General features: G+C 27.7%; 20 protein-coding genes. 19 read left to right on the plus strand and 1 reads right to left on the minus strand.

What is annotated here, in order from left to right:
• The first annotated feature begins 78 nt into the window (after window positions 1-78).
• The 9 genes from OW763_RS10130 to OW763_RS10170 all read left to right on the plus strand — a co-directional run bounded on the left by OW763_RS10130 (window position 79) and on the right by OW763_RS10170 (window position 10,082).
• Window positions 79-978 (plus strand): carbohydrate ABC transporter permease, encoded by a 900-nt coding sequence (locus OW763_RS10130; protein ID WP_268041081.1) that lies wholly within the window; start codon window positions 79-81, stop codon window positions 976-978.
• Window positions 978-1,802 (plus strand): carbohydrate ABC transporter permease, encoded by an 825-nt coding sequence (locus tag OW763_RS10135; RefSeq protein ID WP_268040999.1) that lies wholly within the window; start codon window positions 978-980, stop codon window positions 1,800-1,802. Before OW763_RS10130 ends, OW763_RS10135 begins: the two co-directional genes overlap by 1 nt.
• Window positions 1,803-1,878: 76 nt before the next feature.
• Window positions 1,879-3,264, plus strand: coding sequence for an ABC transporter substrate-binding protein (locus OW763_RS10140; protein WP_268041000.1), 1,386 nt, complete (start codon window positions 1,879-1,881; stop codon window positions 3,262-3,264).
• Window positions 3,265-3,472: 208 nt separating this feature from the next.
• Window positions 3,473-4,036, plus strand: coding sequence for a biotin transporter BioY (locus OW763_RS10145; RefSeq protein WP_268041001.1), 564 nt, complete (start codon window positions 3,473-3,475; stop codon window positions 4,034-4,036).
• Window positions 4,037-4,117: 81 nt separating this feature from the next.
• Window positions 4,118-5,098 (plus strand): biotin synthase BioB, encoded by a 981-nt coding sequence (gene bioB / locus OW763_RS10150; protein ID WP_268041002.1) that lies wholly within the window; start codon window positions 4,118-4,120, stop codon window positions 5,096-5,098.
• Between the two features lie 13 nt (window positions 5,099-5,111).
• On the plus strand, window positions 5,112-5,822 hold the full coding sequence (gene bioD, locus OW763_RS10155; RefSeq protein ID WP_268041003.1) for a dethiobiotin synthase: 711 nt from the start codon (window positions 5,112-5,114) through the stop codon (window positions 5,820-5,822).
• Between the two features lie 21 nt (window positions 5,823-5,843).
• A complete protein-coding gene (gene bioA / locus OW763_RS10160) occupies window positions 5,844-7,193 on the plus strand; it encodes an adenosylmethionine--8-amino-7-oxononanoate transaminase (protein ID WP_268041083.1) in 1,350 nt (449 codons plus the stop codon).
• A 109-nt stretch (window positions 7,194-7,302) separates the two neighbouring features.
• Window positions 7,303-8,229: a hypothetical protein gene (locus tag OW763_RS10165; protein WP_268041004.1), complete on the plus strand. Its 927-nt coding sequence runs from the start codon at window positions 7,303-7,305 to the stop codon at window positions 8,227-8,229.
• Window positions 8,230-8,387: 158 nt separating this feature from the next.
• On the plus strand, window positions 8,388-10,082 hold the full coding sequence (locus OW763_RS10170; protein WP_268041005.1) for a methyl-accepting chemotaxis protein: 1,695 nt from the start codon (window positions 8,388-8,390) through the stop codon (window positions 10,080-10,082).
• A gap of 135 nt (window positions 10,083-10,217) precedes the next feature.
• On the opposite strand, the gene OW763_RS10175 is transcribed toward OW763_RS10170, so the two are convergent.
• Window positions 10,218-10,661, minus strand: coding sequence for a 2-thiouracil desulfurase family protein (locus OW763_RS10175; protein WP_268041006.1), 444 nt, complete (start codon window positions 10,659-10,661; stop codon window positions 10,218-10,220).
• Between the two features lie 135 nt (window positions 10,662-10,796).
• Between OW763_RS10175 and OW763_RS10180 the strand changes: the two genes are divergently transcribed.
• From OW763_RS10180 to OW763_RS10225, 10 genes are all read left to right on the plus strand, one after another.
• Window positions 10,797-12,218 carry a S41 family peptidase gene (locus tag OW763_RS10180; RefSeq protein WP_268041007.1) on the plus strand — a complete coding sequence of 474 codons (1,422 nt, stop codon included), beginning with the start codon at window positions 10,797-10,799 and terminating at the stop codon, window positions 12,216-12,218.
• 229 nt (window positions 12,219-12,447) lie between these two features.
• The gene (locus OW763_RS10185; protein ID WP_268041008.1) at window positions 12,448-13,125 is read left to right on the plus strand and encodes a hypothetical protein; all 678 of its coding nucleotides are present in this window, start codon (window positions 12,448-12,450) and stop codon (window positions 13,123-13,125) included.
• Window positions 13,126-13,144: 19 nt separating this feature from the next.
• Window positions 13,145-13,639 carry a DUF2975 domain-containing protein gene (locus OW763_RS10190; protein ID WP_268041009.1) on the plus strand — a complete coding sequence of 165 codons (495 nt, stop codon included), beginning with the start codon at window positions 13,145-13,147 and terminating at the stop codon, window positions 13,637-13,639.
• Between the two features lie 12 nt (window positions 13,640-13,651).
• Window positions 13,652-13,864 (plus strand): helix-turn-helix domain-containing protein, encoded by a 213-nt coding sequence (locus tag OW763_RS10195; protein WP_268041010.1) that lies wholly within the window; start codon window positions 13,652-13,654, stop codon window positions 13,862-13,864.
• Window positions 13,865-13,885: 21 nt separating this feature from the next.
• A complete protein-coding gene (locus tag OW763_RS10200) occupies window positions 13,886-15,856 on the plus strand; it encodes a DUF4153 domain-containing protein (protein WP_268041011.1) in 1,971 nt (656 codons plus the stop codon).
• A 213-nt stretch (window positions 15,857-16,069) separates the two neighbouring features.
• Window positions 16,070-16,978: a Cof-type HAD-IIB family hydrolase gene (locus tag OW763_RS10205; RefSeq protein ID WP_268041012.1), complete on the plus strand. Its 909-nt coding sequence runs from the start codon at window positions 16,070-16,072 to the stop codon at window positions 16,976-16,978.
• Between the two features lie 79 nt (window positions 16,979-17,057).
• Window positions 17,058-18,038 (plus strand): type I phosphomannose isomerase catalytic subunit, encoded by a 981-nt coding sequence (locus tag OW763_RS10210; protein ID WP_268041014.1) that lies wholly within the window; start codon window positions 17,058-17,060, stop codon window positions 18,036-18,038.
• Window positions 18,039-18,178: 140 nt separating this feature from the next.
• Complete coding sequence (locus tag OW763_RS10215; RefSeq protein WP_268041015.1) at window positions 18,179-19,267, plus strand: GerAB/ArcD/ProY family transporter; 1,089 nt, start codon at window positions 18,179-18,181, stop codon at window positions 19,265-19,267.
• Window positions 19,248-20,393 carry a Ger(x)C family spore germination protein gene (locus OW763_RS10220; protein WP_268041016.1) on the plus strand — a complete coding sequence of 382 codons (1,146 nt, stop codon included), beginning with the start codon at window positions 19,248-19,250 and terminating at the stop codon, window positions 20,391-20,393. The genes OW763_RS10215 and OW763_RS10220 overlap by 20 nt, the downstream gene beginning before the upstream one ends.
• A complete protein-coding gene (locus OW763_RS10225) occupies window positions 20,386-21,825 on the plus strand; it encodes a spore germination protein (protein WP_268041017.1) in 1,440 nt (479 codons plus the stop codon). Before OW763_RS10220 ends, OW763_RS10225 begins: the two co-directional genes overlap by 8 nt.
• The last annotated feature ends 43 nt before the right edge of the window (window positions 21,826-21,868 follow it).

The raw sequence follows: 21,868 nt of genomic DNA on the forward strand, positions 1-21,868 counted from the left end.
ATAACATTTATAAATAATAAAGTACAAATAATGAGGAGGAAAATGATGAATAGAGAGAATAATTTTAAAAACAATAGGATGAGGGCTAAAAAGAAATTATACAAAAGAAAAAGAGCACAAAAATCTATTATTGATATCATAGAACCTTATCTATATATTTTACCAGCAATGATAGTTTTTTCATTATTTATATTTTTCCCTTTTATAAAAACTATATATTTGAGTTTAAATGCAACAGATTCTCAGGGAACTGTAAGTAGTTTTATTGGATTGAATAATTATATAAATCTTTTTAAATCACCCTCATTTCAAAATAGTTTAATTGTTACAATAAAATTTGCTCTTTTTACTGTAGTTCCAGCTATGGTTATAGGATTTATTACTGCAATTCTTGCAAATGTAAAACTCAAAGGTATAGGTATTTTTAGAACAATATATGCATTACCAATGGCAATTTCTTCAGCTTCAGCAGCTATAGTATGGATGTTCCTTTTTCACCCTAGTATAGGTATGGTTAATTATTTTTTAAAAACCAATATAGGATGGCTTACTGATACAAAGTGGGGGTTAATAGCTATTGCAGTAGTTACCATTTGGATGAATATAGGTATAAATTTTATATTTATTATAGCAGCATTACAAGGTGTCCCTTTAGACTTATATGAAAGTGCAGCAATAGATGGAGCAGGTGTTTTTAGTAAACATTTACACATTACAATTCCATGTATATCTCCAACACTATTTTTCTTGTTAGTAATAAATATAATAAATACTTTTCAAGCTTTCGGACAAATAAATATAATGACTTCTGGTGGACCAGGAGAATCAACAAATGTTCTTGTACATGCTATATATAGGGAAGCATTCTTTAATAATAGATTTGGAGTGGCGAGTGCTCAATCTATAATACTTTTCTTAATATTGCTAGTACTTACATTACTTCAATTTAAATTTGGTGAAAGCAAGGTGAACTATTAATGAAAACGAAAAATACATCAAAGATTATTATGTATGCGTTAAATATTGTAATTTCGTTATTAATACTTGGACCAATAATTTACACTTTATGTGTAAGTTTAATGACACCAGATCAGATATTTGAGTATCCACCTAAAATTATACCTAGAAGAATTTTTACTGAAAATTATAAAGAAGCATTAGAGACTGCACCTATATTAAGATTTATATTAAACAGTTTAATAATGTCTGTGTCCATAACAATTGGGCAAGTAATAACAGGAATACTTGCAGCATATGCATTTTCATTTATGGAATTCAAAGGAAAAAATATTTTATTTATAATCATATTATCTACAATGATGATACCAGGTCAAGCAGTTATCATTGCTAATTACTTAACTATAAGTTCATTAGGATTATTAGATACATTTAAAGCATTGATTTTTCCGTATTTAACATCTGCACTTGGAATATTTCTTTTTAGACAATTCTTTTTAACTTTACCTAAAGAATTACATGAAGCTGCTATTTTAGATGGATGTGGAAGTTTTAGATTTTTGATTAGTATTGTTATACCGCTTTCTAAACCAGCAATAGGATCCTTAAGTATATATTCTTTTTTACAGGCATGGAATATGTATATGTGGCCGTTACTAACTACTAATCGTGAAGGTATGAGAACAGTACAAATAGGAGTAGGTATGCTTCAAAATGTTGATGCACAAGCTTTTGGACCTTTAATGGCAGGTATTATAATGATAATCATACCTTCTATATTGGCATTCGTTTTAGGTCAAAAACAACTTATTGAAGGCTTAACATCAGGATCTGTAAAAAGCTAATTTATTATTTTTAATATTTTCTAAAGCTTATAAAAAATAACAAATAAATTAATAAGAAAAAGGGAGGAGTAGAAAAATGAAATTTAAGAAAATTATTTCTATTTTACTAACTAGTTCAATGATCTTTTCGTTAACAGCATGTGGAAGTAGTGGATCTAAATCAGGAGGAAATGCACCAGATAGTTCAAAGGAAACAGCTTCTAATGAGAAAGTTATTGAGCTGAAATTTTGGCATTCTATGGGAGGCGTAAATGGAAAAGCAGTAAAAGTTATGACAGAGAATTTTAACAATACTCATAAAAATATACATGTTACAGCACAATATCAAGGAAAATATGATGATACTTTAACAAAATTAAAAACTGCTATGCAGGGAAAAGCAGGGCCAGACATTTGCCAGGTTTATGATATTGGTACAAGATTTATGATAGATAGTGGTTGGGTAGTACCAATGCAAAACTTTATTGACAATGATAAGGAATATGATAGTTCTCAATTGGAGCCTAATCTTTTAGGATATTATACAGTTAATAACAAATTATATTCAATGCCATTTAATTCATCTACACCAATACTTTATTATAATAAAACAGCTTTTAAAGACGCGGGACTTGATCCTAATAAACCACCTAAGAATTTTAAGGAAATCGAAGAGTATAGTAAAAAGTTAGTAAAAAAAGATGGAGACAAAGTAAGTAGATATGGATTCTCAATGTGTGTATATGGATGGTTCTTTGAACAATTAATAGCAAAACAGGGTGCAGTATATGGAAACAATGAAAATGGAAGAAAAGATAAGGTTACTGAAGTAGCTTGGGATAAAAATGGCGCAGGACTAAATATATTAAAAGAATGGAAAAAACTTATGGATACTGGTTGTGTGGGCAATTTTGGAAGAAAAGTTGATGATACTAAAAATGCTTTTACAGCAGGAAGAGCTGCAATGATACTTGAATCAACAGCTTGCTTAGGCGGATTTATAAAAGGTGTTGGGGATAGATTTGAAATTGGTACAGCATATCTTCCAAGTTTAAATGATACAGATAAAGGCGGAGTAGTAATTGGTGGTGGAGCTCTTTGGGCACTTGATAATGGTTCAGAAGAAAAACAAAAAGCTGCTTGGGAATTCATTAAATTCATAGCATCACCTGAACAACAAATATATTGGAACAATCAAAGTGGTTACTTCCCTATAACAAAGAAAGCTTATGATATTGCAGAAATGAATGAACATTTAAAACAATATCCACAATTTAAAACAGCTATAGATCAGCTACATGATACTCCAATAAACACTTGCACACAAGGTGCTTTAGTAGGTGTATTTTCAGAGGCAAGACAGGAAATAGAAATAAATATTGAGAAAATGCTTCAAGGTACTCAAACTCCAGAAGAAGCAATACAAAATGCTGCTAGCAAGATAAATGCTGCAATTAAAAATTATAATGAAAATAATAAATAATTAATAGTAAAAGAGTTGATTCAAAAGTAATTTATTTTTGAGTCAGCTCTTTTACTTATTGAATAATAGTGTAGATTAAATATTATTGTAAATCTTTAGGTGTAAGGACTGAATTTATTGTAAACCTAATTTTAAAATGTGGTTGACAATATTGAATAGTATTTATACAATATAAATAAATAAAATTTAGTAAGGGGAGAAGCAAAGGATGAATATAAAAACTAGAGATATGATTTTGATTTCAATGTTTGCAGCATTAACGGCAATAGGAGCTTTCATAAAGATACCTACACCTATTGTTCCATTTACTCTACAATTTTTATTTTGTGCTTATGCAGGGATTTTTCTTGGTTCTAAACATGGGCTATATTCACAAGTTTTATATGTAGGAATTGGGCTAATTGGAATTCCTATTTTTGCAAATGGTGGAGGCCCAATGTATATTCTGCAACCAACCTTTGGATATTTAATAGGATTTATAATATGTGCATATATCATTGGAAAACTAACAGAAAACATAGAAAAAGTTACAGCAATAAGAATACTAGGACCGGTTTTATTAGGGTTATTCTTTGTATATTTATGTGGAGTATCTTATTTATATATGATAGTAAATCTTTATTTAGGTAAAGCTATGTCAGTAAAAGGTGCAATTGCAGCAGGGTTTATACCATATATTACTTCAGATTTAATACTTAGTGTTTTAGTAGCACTTACTGCAGTAGCTGTAGTACCAGTGCTTAAAAAATCAGGGCTTTTGAATAGAGTTTAGAAATACAGTTATGCAGCAATTTTAGTTTGTAAACGTAGTTGATGCTTTAGGTCAAAAACAACAAATAAAGGAGAAAATATTATGGAAAATTTTATTAAAGATATTAAAGAAAAAATCTTAAAGGGTGGAAGTATAAGTTTTGATGAAGCTTTAAAAATAATAAATATTGATGAAGAAGACTTAGAGTGTCTTGAAACTTTATTTGAAGGTGCAAATGAAATTAGAGAAAAATTTGTAGGGAAAAAGGTGGATTTGTGCACAATAATAAACGGAAAATCAGGAAGATGTTCAGAAAACTGTAAATATTGTGCTCAGTCTGTACATTATAATACTGGAATAAAAGAGTATGAGCTTATAGAATATAATCAAATTTTAGATAAGGCTTTAGAAGTTCAAGGGGAAGGGGCACATAGATTTTCAATAGTTACAAGTGGAAGAGGAATCAGTAGTGAAGAAGAGCTTGAAAAGCTAGTTGAAATTTATAAAGAACTTAATAAGGATACTAATTTAAAGTTGTGTGCTTCCCATGGAATAATTTCTTATGAACAGGCAAAAAAGCTTAAAGAAGCAGGAGTAAGTATGTATCATCATAATATAGAAACCTGTAAAAAAAATTATTCCAACATATGTACAACACATACCTATGAAGACAGAATAAATACCATAAAAAATGTGCAAAAAGCTGGTATGGATATTTGTTGTGGAGGAATAATTGGAATGGGAGAAAATCCTCAAGATAGAATAAGTATGGCTTTTGAAATAAAGAATTTAGGAATAAAATCTATTCCGATTAATGTATTAACTCCAATAAAAGGTACTCCATTTGAAAAAACTAAAAAAGTTGCTCCTTTAGAAATATTAAAAACTATGGCTGCCTTTAGATATATAATACCTGATGCTTATATAAGATATGCAGGGGGAAGAATAGCACTTAAGGATAAACAAGGTCTAGGATTTAAGGCGGGAGTAAATGCAGCATTGGTTGGAAATTATCTAACTACAATAGGAAGTAATATAGAAGAGGATAAAGAAAAAATTAGATGTGCTGGATTAGAAATATAAATGAGGTGAGAAGTTGGCAGAGGGGATTTTTATAGTTGGAACTGATACAGATGTAGGAAAGACTTTTGTGACAGCAGGGATTACATATGTATTGCGAAAAAATGGATTTAATGCATGTAGCTTTAAATGTGTACAAAGTGGAGGAGTATATAAAGAGGACAAACTAATATCGGGAGATGTAAAATTAGTAAAGGATATAACGGGAATTAAGGAAGAATACGATGTTATGAATCCTTACTGTCTTAAAGAAGAAGTATCTCCACATATTGCAGCAGAAGTAGAAGATACTGCTATTGATAAACAAAAGATACTTGAAGGATATAAAAAGCTAAAAGAAAAATATGATTTTGTAATAGCTGAAGGAAGCGGTGGAGTAGTAGTACCTATAATAAGAGATAAATACTATATATATGATCTAATTAAAGATTTAAATCTTCCAGTAGTAATAGTAACAAGAGCAGGAGTAGGAACTATAAACCATACTGTGTTAACTGTAGAATTTTTAAAAAGTAAAAACATAAAAATTAAAGGGATAATAGTGAATGGGTATAAAGGGAACTTTTATGAAGATGATAATATAAAAGTTATAAAAAGTATTACTGGATTAGAAGTTATTTCGGTTTTGAATAGAGTAGAAGAAAAAGATTATGATAACTTTATTGAGAAGGCAAGAAATGAATATTATAGAAGCATGAATATAAATGAGATATTAAAAATGTTTTAGGAGGAATTTTAGTTGATGAATATGAAAGAACTTCAAAAAAGGGATTTAGATCATATATGGCATCCATGTTCTCAGATGAAGGACTATGAAAATTTCCCTCCGATTGTAATAAAAAAAGGAAATGGAGTATTTTTAGAGGATGCGGATGGAAAAAAATATTTAGATGCAGTATCGTCTTGGTGGGTAAATTTATTTGGACATTGTAATAAAAGAATAAATGATGCATTATATAGACAAGCTAATAAGGTGGAACATGTTATTTTTGCAAACTTTTCACATGAAGCAGCAATAGAGCTTGGAGAGAGGATTACAAAAGTTGCGCCACAAGGATTAAATAAAATATTTTTTGGAGATAATGGTTCTTCAGCTGTAGAAATTGCATTAAAATTAAGTTTTCAATATCATCAGCAGATAGGAAAAACAAAGAAAACAAAATTTGTTGCTATTACTGATGCATATCATGGAGAAACTGTAGGTGCTCTTTCTGTAGGAGGAGTAGACTTATATAATAAAATTTATAAACCTTTGCTTTTAGAGGTTATAAGACCACAAGGTCCAGACTGTTTTAGATGTAAATATATTAAAAATAGAGATGATTGTAAAGCTGAATGCTTTGATTCTATGGAGAAAGTAGTTAAAGAAAGACATGATGAAATTACAGCTATAATAATAGAACCAATGGTTCAAGCTGCTGCAGGAATGAAGATTTATTCAGCAGAGTATCTTAAAAAACTTAGAAAATTATGTGATAAATATGATATAAATTTTATAGCAGACGAAGTAGCTGTAGGCTTTGGAAGAACTGGGAAAATGTTTGCTTGTAATCATGCAGAGGTTTCTCCAGATATAATGTGTATATCTAAAGGACTAACAGCAGGATATATGCCGCTTTCACTTGTTTTAATGACAGATAAAATTTATGATGCTTTTTATGACGAATATAGTACAATGAAAGCATTCCTGCACAGTCACAGCTATTCTGGTAATGCTTTAGGATGTGCAGTTGCTGTTGAAACGCTAAAAATTTTTCAAGAAGAAAATATAATTGAAAAAAATATTGAAAAATCTAAGTATTTAAGACAAAAAGTTGAAAGTGTATTAAATGATATTCCATATGTAGGTGAATATAGACAAGTGGGTATGATTGGGGCAATAGAATTAGTTAAGGATAAAGAAACTAAAGAAGGGTTTGACTGGAAAGAAAGAGTAGGATATCAAATCTATAAAATAGCTTTAGAAAAAGGAGTTCTATTAAGACCACTTGGTAATATCATTTATTTTATGCCGCCTTATGTTATTAGTAAAGATGAAATAGATTATATGGTTAACACAGCAAAAGAATCAATAATTGAATATTTTAATAAGAGATAAATATTATAAAAAAGTAGAGTTGAGAGCAACTCTACTTTTTAGTATGTCTTATAGTAAAAATAAGTATTATATAGTATAATTTTCATGTGAATGAAAAAGGGGGAGAAACATGAAAAACAAGATTTTACCAATACTAGGAGCAGTGCTATTAATACTAAATATAAAAATGTATTTAGATATAAATGAAATAAATAAAGGTTTAGGAAGAGTAGATAATCATATAGATTGGGTAAGTAACAGTGTTAATGATATTAAATCTAATGTATCTAATACTATGAGAAAGATTTATAATGAAAATCAATGGTTATATAATCACAGTTGTTCTATAAAAGATATAAGCAAAGATTTAGAAAATGTAACTTTCACATTAAAATGGAGTTTGCGTAATTTAACTACAGGTTCAAAGGTATATCTTTTATATGGAGAAGAAGGTGAGGAAAGTAATGAAGTAGATAAATGGAATGAAATTCTTGCAGAGGATTTAGAAAATCTAAATTATAAGGTTAACTTAACTTTACCGTATAAAAAAAATTATCAATTCAAAGTAGTTGCTAAAAATAATAAAAGTATGATAAGTGAAAGATTAACGGAGATAGATTTTTTATCTAGATTAAATGATAGAATAAATATACATGCTGAGCCTCATGAAAAAACTTCTGCAGATAATCATGTAAATCTAGGATTCGATGTTTCTATAGAAAACAGATATAATTTTGGGTATAGAGATAAAGAGTTAGAAAATCTAGCTTTAAATATTGATGATAATTTATTAAAATTAAAGAATATAAAAATAAAAGTTTACAGCAATGATAAGTTAAAAAATGAATTTGACATATTAAAAGATGGAAAAATAATGGATAAAGATGCTAAAATCCAACAACCCTTTAAGTATGCTCCAGAAGATATAAAAATAGAAGAAATAAGCTGTTATAAAAATGTTGAGTATTACAGCGTAGAGGAAAGTGTTGAAAAAATAGAAGTAATAGTTGAAGATTATATGGGAAGAACTTATACTAAGATGAGTCATGGAATGTAGAGATTAAAATATAAAATACACTATAACAAAAAAAGGTGATTTTATCATAGAAATTATTTTCTATAATAAAACATCCCCTAAAAGGCTGTTTACAAAAATAATATTCTGATATATAATCAGTATTGAAAATTATTATCAATTATACAAGGGGGATGAAATTGAGTAAGTTAGGAAAAAAATTCATAAGGATGTTTTTAATACTTTGGGTGATTTTTATAGTGCCGCTAGTTGTGAATTGTAGTATTACTTATAATAATGTATTAACATCTTTACAAGAAAATGAAGAAAAAATAGTAAAAGAAGGTATACAACATATAGATGTTAGTAAACTTGAAAATTTAATGAATCATAATTCCATGGAAAGTCAAGAGTACAAAGAAATACTTAATTCCATGTTAAAGTTTAAAGGTTCTAAAAATGTAGAATATCTTTATGTTTTTGGTCAAAAAAATAATAAAGAAGGATATGTTATTGTTGATGCTGGTGCAGATCCAGATGATTTAGGGGCAGAGTATGAACTAGAAGACGAAATGCTTAAAGCTTTTAATGGGGAGACTGCATCTATAGATAAACCAACGACGGATGAATGGGGAACATGGATGTCTGCATATGCACCTATAAAGAATACTAATGGTGAAGTTATTGCTATACTAGGTGTAGATAATAATGTAACTGCTTATATATATATCATAAATAACGTATTAAAAGCATTAATTGCATCAGGTATAGTATCGTTGGTGTTAAGTTTGTTTTTATCATTAAAATTTTCTAGAAAAATCTCTAAGGATGTTGGAGCAATTAAAATTTATTTAGATAAAATGAAAAATGGAGATTTAAGTGAAAACTTTACATTAAATACAAAAGATGAATTTGAATTAATTGCAAAATCAATAAATGATTTCAGAATAAATATTAGTAAGGTTTTATTTGAAGCAAAGGAAATATCTGAACTTGTAAATAATACTTCAGATACTGTTACAGAGAATTCGCATCAAATGAGTGCTGCTATACAGCAAATAGCAACCACAGTTGACAATATAGCAAATGATGTTCAAGAGCAAACTGCTTTATCAGATAATACAGTACAAGTTGTAGAAACATTAGCTGGTGACATAAATAATACATCTGTAGAAATTAATACAGTTTATAATTTATCCCAACATTCTAGTGAGTTGAATCATAATCAAAGAGATTCTATGCAGGAGCTTATATATAGTTATAAAGAGGCTAAAGAATTAACTGATAAAATGTCATCAGAAATAGTAATACTTAATGAAAAAACACAGCAGATAGGAAAAGTAACAGAGGTTATAAATTCTATAGCTGAACAGACTAATTTATTGGCACTTAATGCAGCAATAGAAGCAGCTAGAGCAGGTGAGCAAGGAAAAGGATTTGCTGTAGTAGCAGAAGAAATTAGAAAGTTAGCAGAACAGTCATCATATTCAACTAAAGAAATTAATAATATGATAAAAAATGTTCAAGAAACTGTAGGTGGGGTTGTTGATAAAATTAAGCTTAGTAAAGAATTCTCAGATAATCAGTTTGAAATAGTTGATAAATCTACTTCTGAATTTGATAAACTTTACGAAAATATAAATAATATTATTAAGAAAATACAAGTTATACAATTATCTGTAGATAATGTACATATGTCAAAAGAAGAAGTAATTAAATTTATCGATAAAGTAAATGAAATGATGGAGAAAGATTCAGCAGCATTACAGGAAATATCAGCTTCCATAGAAGAGGAAAGTACGATTGTGGAAGAAATTGCTGATAATATGATAGGGTTGTCTAGTAAAACTAATGAATTAGATAATGTTATGAATAACTTTAAAGTCAATTCGTAGATAAAATGATTTTAATATAGAATTAATTTTTAAAATAATGTTTCCCTAAAATGGGTTGTATCGCCTAGAAAATAATTTTTATAGGGATACAGCCCATTTTTAATATATTTATTATTTTCTTAAAAAGTTTATATATTACAATTTTAATTTATCTAAATCATTTTCAGTATATACTTCAATTCCATTTTTAATTAGCAATTCTGCAGTAAAGCCATAACCTTTTTTTAGGTTACCTGTAAATGTTCCATTATAAATAGTACCACAACCACAGGAAGGGCTTCGAGATTGCAATATTGCTTTTTTTACATCGATAACTTTAGCAATTGCTAAAGTTTTTTCTGCACCTTCAACAAATTCTTTAGTAAAATCTTGTCCATCTTTAGTTGCTATTTTTCTATTACCATTTTCAGCTATAACAATCTCACAACAAGCTCTAGGTGTTGGTAGTCCAGATAATTGTTCAGGACAAATAGCAATAGCTTTTCCTTGTTTTACTAATTCTTGTATAACTATATTAGTAATATTTCCACCATTATATCTGCAATTAACTCCAGCTAAACAGGCACTTACTAAATACATATTGTCACATCTCCTCTTAATTGTTAATTGATATTATGTCAATATTATAGTAGATTATTGTATTATGTTCAAATATGTAATATAATATATCTTATGGTTTATATTGGATATAAAATATTTTTTAGGAGGAGAGTTATGAGAAAGTTATTAAAAGTATTTTTGAGTGCTTTTTTGATTTTTAATCAATGCTTCTTTGGTGCTGCTTATGCAACGGAGAATGTTGAAAAGGAACCAGTTTACTCAAAGCAGCAGATTAAAGAGGATGTTGAATTTATGATGAACACTATGGAAAATGTACATCCTAATTTATATTTTGCAGCTTCTAAGGAAGAGATGAAAAAGGAAATAGATAAAGAATTAAATAGTATAGACAAGCCTTTAACTGGAATAGAGGTTTATAGAAAATTTGCACCTATTGTAAGTGAACTTCAAGATGGACATACATGGCTTGCAACACCGCAAGATTACATGAAAAAAATTTATAGTTCAGATAAAATGCTATTTATCGGTTTAAAAATAAGAGATGGAAAAATGTATATAAAAGATACATTCAAAAAAGAATATGATAAATATAAAGATTGGGAGCTTATTTCAATAAATGGTAAGCAAACTTCAAAAATATATAATCAGATTTCAAAATATATAAGCTGTCCTGTTAAAGCATTTAAAGAAGCTGCTATGATAAGAAGATTCACAGATTATTATCACACAGATAATGAGTTAAAGAGTGAATATAGTTTAAAGATTAGAAAAGATGGTAAAGAGGAAATTATAAAGCTTAAAGGCATGAACATGGAACAAATTGAAAAAATTAATACTAAAAAAGAAGGCTACCAAGATTACAGCTATAAAAAGCTAAATGATAATACAGGACTTATTACGTTCAATGTGTTTAGAGATTTTGATAAGTTTAAGAAGTTTTTAGATGAAACCTTTAAAAAGATAAATAAGGATCATATAAGCAATCTTATAATAGATTTAAGAAATAATGGAGGAGGAAATTCTCGATTAGGAGATTTATTAATAGAATACATTTATGATGGGAAATATAAACAAGCTGATAGAATGGATGTAAAGGTAAGCAATAAAATAATAGAGTATTATAAAGGAAATTGGAAAAAACAAGGGATGAGTGAAAAAGAAATCAAAGAATCTATTAAGTATTATACTAAACATCTTGGAAAAGTATATACAAGCAGAGGTCCAGCTTCAAGACATTTTACTGATAAGCCCAAGTTTAAAGGAGAGTCGTATTTCTTAATAGGTAGATATACCTTTTCCAGTGCTGTTATGCTTGCTTCTACTGTGAAAGATTATAAAATAGGTTATTTGATAGGAGAGGAAACAGGAGGACTTCCAACAGAATATGGAGATATATATTGGTTTAAACTTCCTAACACAGGATTAGCAACAGCAGTATCTCATAAATATTTTGTAAGACCTAATGGACTTGATACAAAAAGAGGAGTAATTCCAGATTATAGTATTAATGATTTAGGAAATAAGGATGCACTGGATATAGCTTTAGAAATAATAAAAAACAAATCTTATAAATAGAAAAAAATAAAAGAAGTTAAGAATTTAAAAATAAAAATTCTTAACTTCTTTTATTTTTAAATTTTTAACCGTTATATTTCTAAAAATAAAAATTTAGAATAAGCAAATAGTTCCCATTATCTTTTAACAATATTTTTTTATCGTTTTTCGATAAAAAAATATTGACTTTCATTTTAAAAAATAGTAATATTATCGTAGGAAATTAAAGGAAAGATGAGATGAAAATGTTATGTTAATTAAAAGGCAATTATCAATAATAATTGTATTTATGCTAATAACTTCAGTATGGCCAATATTATGCAAGAAGGATGATAAAAAACATGAAACCATAGATTATTCAGTGTATTCTGAAGAAATGATAAGATTTGATTTGAATGTACAAAAGGGAAAATATCAATTTATGAGACAAAAAGATGAGTTGCCTTTTGAAAATAACCATCCAAATAATAAGGGTAATTGTAAGGATATTGAATTTTGGAACAAATGCAAAGTGATTAATTTAGATAATATAAATCTAAAATATGGAAGATATATATTCACAAAGGAAGAAGAATACATATATACAAAAATTGATGGTGAGTTTGGATGGCTTAAGTGTAAAGTACCTATTGATAAAAAATATAAGAACTATATAAGAAAGTTTTTTATTCCTAAAGAGGAATACGTGGAGGAGATTTCATTTATAGATATACTTCCATTTAATGATGAAAAATTTGTTCTGATTTTTGATGGTTCTGAGCAGTATATATTAGATTTAGAATCTCAAAAAGTTACGTGGGTTAGAGGTAATTATTATGAATCTCCACATATAAATTTCAAAACAGATATGCTGCAATGTGGTGGTGATTTAAGCAGTACAACTTATATATTTAATAAATTTGGTGAACTTGTTGATGAATATAATTAGCTTTTTAGGAGGGATAATTATGAAATATTATGGAAAATGTTCAATGGCCAGTTTCTTAAAAATTATGCTGGATGTTTTAATTGTTGTTGGCATAGGAATGATTATAGTTATAGCAAAAAATGCATTTACCTCAAAAGGGATTAATGTAAGTATTACTCTAAAAATTTTCTTGAGTGTATTATTTTCAATAGGAGGTATATGTCTTATTCATATATTATTTAATTTAAAGAAAATAGTTAATTCTTTGGTAGCCGTTAATCCATTCGTAAGAAGCAATGCGAAAAGTTTAAAGACTATATCTATAGAATGCTTTATTATTGCAGGATGCTATTTGTTGAATTTTTTTATAAATCCTAATTGGGGGAAACTTAAACTAGTGGTTATAGATGTAAAAGGCATTCATACAGATTTTGCATTTTTTATATTTTTCTTTGCTGGATGTTTTATTTTGATATTATCAAAGGTTTTTGAGCAGGCTGTTGAAGTTAAAGAAGAAAATGAGCTTACTATTTAAAGGAGAAAATTTATGGCTATAATTATTAATTTAGATGTGATGATGGCAAAAAGAAAAATTTCCTTATCTGAATTGGCTAAGAGAGTGGGAATAACAAATGCTAATTTATCAATATTAAAAAACAATAAAGCAAAAGCAATTAGATTTTCTACTTTAGAAGCTATATGTAGAGAGTTAAATTGCCAGCCAGGAGATATATTGGAGTATGTATTTGATGAACAATAATAATATTAAAGAAGGGGTATTATGGAAAATAAAAAGGTTCAAGCAATAATTATAAAAGATAGAAGTATTCTAATAGGAGAAGCAGCTAGTGAGTTTTCTGTGAAAAGAAAGGTTTTTATTAGAGGAATTGTAAAAGAAAATGAAACAGAAGAGAATGCAATAAAAAGAGAACTAAAAGAACAGTTGAATTTAGAGTGTAAAATAACGTTTAAATTTAGTAGAGAGTTAAATTGTGAAATGGCTACTTTTTTAGTTGATTTAAGTGATAAGAATGTAAATATAGATTATGATATTAATAATATCAAGTGTTTTAATAAAGAATTCAGTATAGTTGACTTAAATTGGATTCAATTAAGTGATACGGGATATTTATGGGATTTTGAAGCTAGTTATATGAGATTGCTTGTTGAGGAATGTATTGAAAATCAATATAAAGCTTCATGGATTGATATTATTGAAAATGTATGGTTTAAAAGTTCAGTTTCAAGGAAATATTTGCAGAATAAATATTTAAAAAAAGAGAGAAAAATAGTAGATTCTAAGGAAGATAAAAGTGAAAAATTAAAAGCTGTTTTTTGCGCTTTAATGATAGGGATTTTATTTAATTACTTTTTTATATGGGATTGTATAGGAATTTCAGCGATAATATTTAATGCTGTAGTAATAGGTGCAGTAGTATGGCTTATATATCCAAAAGTTAATTTAAACAAAAGGTTAAGCTTTATATTTTTGATTCCAATAATTTTGTTATCAATAACATATTGTATTTATAATAATGAAGCGTTAAGAACTATAAATGGAATACTGACACCTTTGCTGATTGCAGGGTACATAATGATAATAAGATATGAAAATATAAAAGATATAAGAATTGGTTTTATAAAAGGTATTTTTGATAGAATATTTCCTAAATCTTTTAGTGCTATTCCTAAGTTCTTAGAATTTACAAAAGAAGCATTAAAATCTACAAACAATGTTAAAGAAAAAAATGCTGTAAAGAGAAATGTATTTAAAGGGTTGATGATTTCTATACCTTTATTAATTATTGTTATACCACTGCTTACATCAGCAGATATGATGTTTAAATATTATCTTCAAAATATAGAAACTATATTTGAAAACGTAAATGTGTGGAACTTTATAGGACATGGTATTGTTATATTAGCTGTTACTTTATATATGTTTGGTTTTATATGGAGCTTTAAATACAATGAAAAAGAACAGAAGGGTAAGGATACAATCAAAATTTCTGCTGTATGGGAACCAGTGACTATAATGACAATAATATTTGTTATATGTATAGTTTATTTGATATTTTCTGTAATACAATTTTCATATTTGTATGGTGAAGGAACAAACACACTTCCATTAGGGGTGTCACATTCTGAGTATGCCAGAACGGGATTTTTTGAGCTTATTTCAGTTACACTTATAAACTTTGCTATATTGATATTTAGTATTAAACTTTGTAAGAATAGCATCTCAAAAATAGACAGAATAGCTAATATATCATATAGTTTATTAATTGTATTTACATTTAATATGTTGTTTTCAGCAAATTATAAAATGAATTTGTATGAAAAAGCATTTGGATATACACGTTTGAGGATATTTGTGCAGGTATTTATGATTTTAGTTGGTATATTGTTAATCATAGTATTGTTAGGTATATGGAATAGAAAAGTTCCTGTATTAAAATTAGCTGTAATATCAGGAATAATAGTTTATATTGGTTTAAACTTTATGAATGTAGATAGAGTTATAGCTAAAGCAAATATTGAAAGATATATGGAAACTAAGAAAATAGATATGCGTTATCTTGAAACATTATCTTATGATGCAGCACCAGAGATGGCGAAATTATTAGACAAAGGTGATATTAAACTTAAAAAAAGAATTAATAAATATATAGAAGAAGAGCAGGAAAAGTTAAAAGATTCTTATAACCATTGGTATGAATTTAATTATTATAAAAATAAGTTTCTCAACTAAATAAATTATATTAAGTAAAGGTAAAAGTTTATTTTAAATAAATGCCTTTCCTTTTTTTGCTTTTATGACTATAAATACTGATATTTATTACAGTTTTAGGTATTTAATGTATAATGTAGTAGTAAAAGAAAATATTTTTATTAAATGATAGTAAAATCTATACATTTAAAATAGTAAATATATAAACTGTTTATAGTATGGGAGGCAATAAATATGTACAAATTAATAGCGCTAGATATGGATGGAACTCTTTTAAATAATAATCAGAGTATTTCTAAAGAAAATATTGTTGCAATTAAAAGAGCTAAAGAACTTGGAGTTAAAGTAGTGTTGACTACAGGACGTTCAATAGGAGGAATTGAAAGATACTTAAAAAAATTAGATTTAATAAATGATGATGAGTATTCAATTACATGTAGTGGAGCATTGATATTGAATAATACTAAGAAAAAAATAATTGAATGCAATCCTATAAGTTATGATGAATTTAAATATATATTTGATTTAGCTAAGAAGATAAATATTACTTTAAATATATATTCTGAGGACTGCATATATGTACCTTCATATGATCCTTTCAGTAAATTTGATTCTATTGCAAATAATGTTCCGCTGAAACTTGTGGATTTTAATTCATTAAATAAAGACATTACCATAAATAAGGTTACTTTAATTAATGAAGATTTGAGTATACTAAAAAAATTGAAAAGCTTTTTCCCAAGTGTTTGTTTAGAAAATTTAGATGTAAAGGCCAAGAAGAATTTTGATGAAAATTTATTCGAAGACATTTCAAAAGTATCTTCTGAGTTTTTAGAAAAATTTACAGCACTTAAGACATCACCTTATACAATGGAAGTTATAAAAAAGGTTTGTAATAAAGGCAAAGGTGTGCAGACAATGGCTGAAAGACTAGGAATAAAAAAAGAAGAAGTAATATGTGTTGGTGATTCTGGAAATGATAAACATATGATTGAATTTGCTGGTTTAGGAGTTGCTATGCAAAATGCATTTCCTGAAATTAAAGAAATTGCTGATTATGTAACTTATACTAATGAAGAAAATGGTGTAGCTCATGTTATTGAAAAATTTATATTAAATGAGGATATAAGAATAGCAAATTAATTAGGAATCTAAAAAAAAATTGTAATTAAATTCTCTTGTTTATAGTATATTTTACTATGAAAAATTTGGAGGATTTAAAATGTATCCATTAAAATTTGAGAATTTATATTATGAAAAAATATGGGGCGGCAGAGATTTAGAATTATTTAGAGACAATTTACCAGAAGGAAATATAGGCGAAAGTTGGGATGTAGCGTGTCATTTGCATGGAACAAGTATAGTTGCAAATGGAGAGCTTAAAGGAACTAAATTAGATGAATTAATTAGATTAAAAGGTAAGAAGCTTATAGGAACTAAAATTTCTACAGAATGGTTTCCATTGCTTATTAAGCTTATAGATACTAAAGATAAACTTTCAGTTCAAGTTCATCCAGATAATCAGTATGGAAAAGAAGTAGAAGGAGAAATGGGTAAAACAGAAGTTTGGTATGTAATGGAGGCTTTTGAGGGAGCCAATTTGATTTTAGGAACTAAAGAAGGATGTACAAAAGAAAAATTTGAGAAAGCTATTAAAGAAGGTAATTTGGATAAGTATATATATGAAATTCCTGTAAAAAAAGGTGAAGTTTATTTTGTAAAAAGCGGGTTAATTCATTCTATTGGTAGGGGAGTTATAATAGCTGAAATACAGCAAAATAGTGATACTACTTATAGAGTATATGATTATAATAGGGGAAGAAAACTTCATATAAATAGGGCTTTAGATGTTGTTGATTTTAGTTTATATGGAAATAAAAGTACTGGTCTTAAGACAGAAAGAGTAGGTTATAATAAAACTTATTTATGTTTGTGTGAGGATTTCTCATTAGAGTTATATGATGTGAAAAAATATTTTACTGAAGTTAGTGATGTAGAAAGGTTTTATGTATTTACTTGTGTAGAAGGACAAGGGAAAATTGTCTATAAAGAAGGATTTCAAGGAATAAAAAAAGGTGATAGTGTATTAATTCCTGCTACTTTAGGAGAATATACATTTAAGGGTGAAATGAAAGTCTTAAAGAGTTATGTACCTGATATTAAAAAAGTTGAAGAAGATATTCTACATGAAGTGAAAAAATAATAAAAGTATAGTGATAAAAGGAGGTATAGGATACCTCCTTTTTTAAGTTGTAAAAAATGCACTAATTATAGAGAAAAAATTGAATAAAGTTTTAAAGTTTAACAAACTATAAAATTAAAATAACTAGGAGTAAGGGTGATATGAAAGAGTACCTGACTAATATACAAATTTTTTTTATATTGGTAATAAGCGTAACGGTACATGACTCTATGGAATTAGCAAAAGAAGTAGCTGAAGTCGTTGGTACTGATGGTTGGATTACAATATTATTAGGCATGGTTATATCTATTTTTTTTACGTATATAATTACTTATCTCGGTTCGACTTTTAGAGGAAAGACTTTAGAGGAATATAGTAATATAATTGTTGGAAAGTTTTTTACTAATATTTTTATAATTATATATATTATATATTTTTTTCTAGTTGGTGCATTTCTTCCACAAATAGGATGTGAATTTTTAAGATTAGAGATATTGGAAAAGACTCCCAGATGGACAATGGTATTAGCGTTGCTTTTAGTGGTATATTATACTATTTGTAAAGGTTTAAGAGTGATTGGTAGATTATTTGAGTTTTATGGTTTTATTATTATTATGGCAACAATTTTTATACCTACAATTATGTTTACTCAAGGTAGGCTGATTAATATTCAACCTTTAGTAGGTAGTGTAGATAAGATTCAATATGTAAAGGGTCTAGAAAAAGTCATTCCATACATTGGTATTGAACTATTAATGATTATTCCTTTTGAAAAAAATAACTCTAAAATATTAAAATATACAATTAGTGCTATATTACTTAGCGGATTTATATTCTTATTAGCATTTGAAGCTTGTATATCCATATTAGGAGTAGATGATATTATATATTATAAGGATGCATTATTTGTGGCGGTCAGGAGAGTAGATGTGCCATATCTTGAATTTTTTCAAAGAATTGATGGTATTTTTATCAGCATATGGTTTATGGCTTTGATTGCAAAAACTTGTATTTATATTTATGCAACTGTATATCTTTTAAAAAAAATATTCAAAAAAGTAGAATTTAAATATATTGGTCTTGTTGTAATTGTGTTAGCTTGTATTATAGGAAAAATTCCAAAAACTTTTGAGAGTCAACAAAAACTTTTTCAATATGCTGGATATATGTCAATACTTACTGGGGTAATTATACCTTTAATATTATTTAGTATAGCAAAGGTGAAAAAATATGATAAAAAAATTGTTTAGTATGATGTTAGTATTCATTTTGAGCATAAATCTTACAGGATGTTGGGATTATCGTGATATTAATAAAAAGAACATTCTTTTGGCAGTCGGGTTAGATTATACAGAGGGAAAATATCGGTTTGTTACAGAAACTGCACAAATTAAAGTACTTCAAAAGGAAGATGTAGGTCAACAAGAAAGTACACAGTTATCTTTTGGAGAAGGTGAAAATTATGCAGAGGCAAGGAGAGAACTTGAACATACTAACTCTTTTCCTACTTTTCGAGGAACAGTAAGAGTGATGATTTTTGATAAAGAGGCCGCTGAAAAAGGTATAGAAGATTATATAAACAGAATGAAAAAAATAACTGACTATAGAAAAACAACTCCTGTAGTAGTAAGCAAACAAAAAACAGATAAGATATTAAGTGTAAAACCTATTAATGATACAACTACAGGTTTTATGGTAGATGATATTTTAGATAATGTAGCTAAAAATGGATATGGTATAGATAAAAATGTAGGAGATATTCTTTTAGATATAGCAATGAAAAAAATAGGATACGTTTTACCATATATTGAGATAAGAGATGGAATTTTACACTATGCTGGAGCTGTAGTTATGAAGGATTCAAAAATGATTGGAATGATGGATGCGGATAATAAGGATTTTAAAGGGTTAATATATATTTTATCAAAACACCCTAAGGTTATAAATGTAGTTTCTCATCCAGAAGAAGATAAAGATTTACTTTATTTTAATACAAAGATGAAAAAATCTATAAATACAGATTATAAGGATGGGAAATTAATTATAGATGTTAATTTAAAGGCTAGTTCAAAACTAAACTTTCAATACTACGTAAAACCGCCAATTACTGATAAAGTAAAATCTGAATTAGAACAAATGATAGGTGATGATATTAAAAATGATTTGGCAGTTGCAATAGAGAAATCTCAAAATGAATTTGAAAGTGATATATTTGGTTTTGCAAAATATTTTAGAGCTCAAAACCCTAAAATTTATAAAAAAATAAATTGGGTTAAGGAATATCCATTAGCTGAGATTAATGTTAAGGTAGATGCTAAAATAGATAACTTGGGAACTACTGATTCAAAAGCTAAGGGGGTATTTGAAGATGAATAGTATCGATAAAGAAAGTAAATTATTAAATAAAATATTAGAAATACGGCAGGGGGATATGGGAATAACTATCAGAAACTTAGATGTTCGGAATACAGAGATATATATACTTTATATTGGACAGATTAGTGATAGGCAAATGATATCTGAAAGTATTATTAAACCTATAGTACAGTATAGAGATGAGCAAAAACTCAGTATTGACAAGATAGTTAGTTCTATAATTTATATTGATGATGTATCTACTGATTATGATGAGAATAAGATAATAGAATATATTTTAGAGGGAAAATCTATTCTATTAATAAACAGCGATGAAAAATATATTGTAGCCAATACATTTAAAGTTGAAAAAAGAAATCCAGAAAAACCTGAGATAGCATATACGTTAAAAGGACCGAAAGATTCTTTTACAGAAAGCTTAGATGGTAATATATCGCTAATAAGGTATAGAATAAAAGATCCCAATCTTAGGATAGATAGTTTAACAGTTGGAAAGAGAACTAAAACTAAAATTGCAGTGATTTACATAAATGATATAGCAAACCCAAGATATGTTTCTGAAATTAAAGAGAGAATAAATAATATAAGCATTGATGGAATTTTTGAATCAGGATATATCCAGAAATATTTGTTAAATAATAAGTTGGATTTGTTCCCACAATCAGGTATTGTTGAAAGATCTGATATGGCTTCTGCTGATATATTGGAAGGAAAAATTATTCTGATAGTTGAGGGTGGAAATCTTGCTATATCTGTACCTAAATTATTTGGAGATTTTTTAGATTCTGGTGATGATCATTATGATGAGTTATATAGTGGAATATTTGCAAAAATTCTTAGAATTGTATCGCTGAATATAAGTTTAACACTATCTTCTTTATATGTTGTTGTTGTTGGATTTCATAGTGATATACTTCCAACAGGATATACCATTGCATTGGCATCAGCAAGGTCAGCTGTGCCTATAAATTCAGTGCTAGAAGCACTTTCTATGGAGTTCATATCTGAAGTATTAAGAGAAGCAAGTATAAGATTACCAACGCATATAGGACCTGCCTTTGGTATTGTAGGAACTTTAGTAATAGGGCAAGCAGCAGTAGCAGCAGGTGTTGTAAGTCCTCTTATGGTAATAATAGTTGGCTTATCTACTATAGGTTCATTTAGTGTTTCTGATCATACTATAATGAATCCAATAAGAATTTTAAAATTTATGCTCATTTGTATTACTGGAATTTTTGGGCTTTTTGGTTTTGTCATAGGATATACTATTATTGTAGTGAATGCACTTTCTACAATAAGTTTAGGTGATGCTTATTGTTCTCCTTTTGCTCCATTTAATTTTAAAGATTTGAAAAGTTTTATATTAAGTTCTAAAAATTTATCTAAAGAAAGACCAAAATCTTTAAATCCAAAAGATAAAAAAAGACAATAACTCAAAAAGTGCCTTACATTTTTTGAGTTGACAAAAGAGATGT

This window comes from Clostridium aestuarii (assembly GCF_026735135.1).
GTDB classification, from domain to species: domain Bacteria; phylum Bacillota; class Clostridia; order Clostridiales; family Clostridiaceae; genus Clostridium_H; species Clostridium_H aestuarii.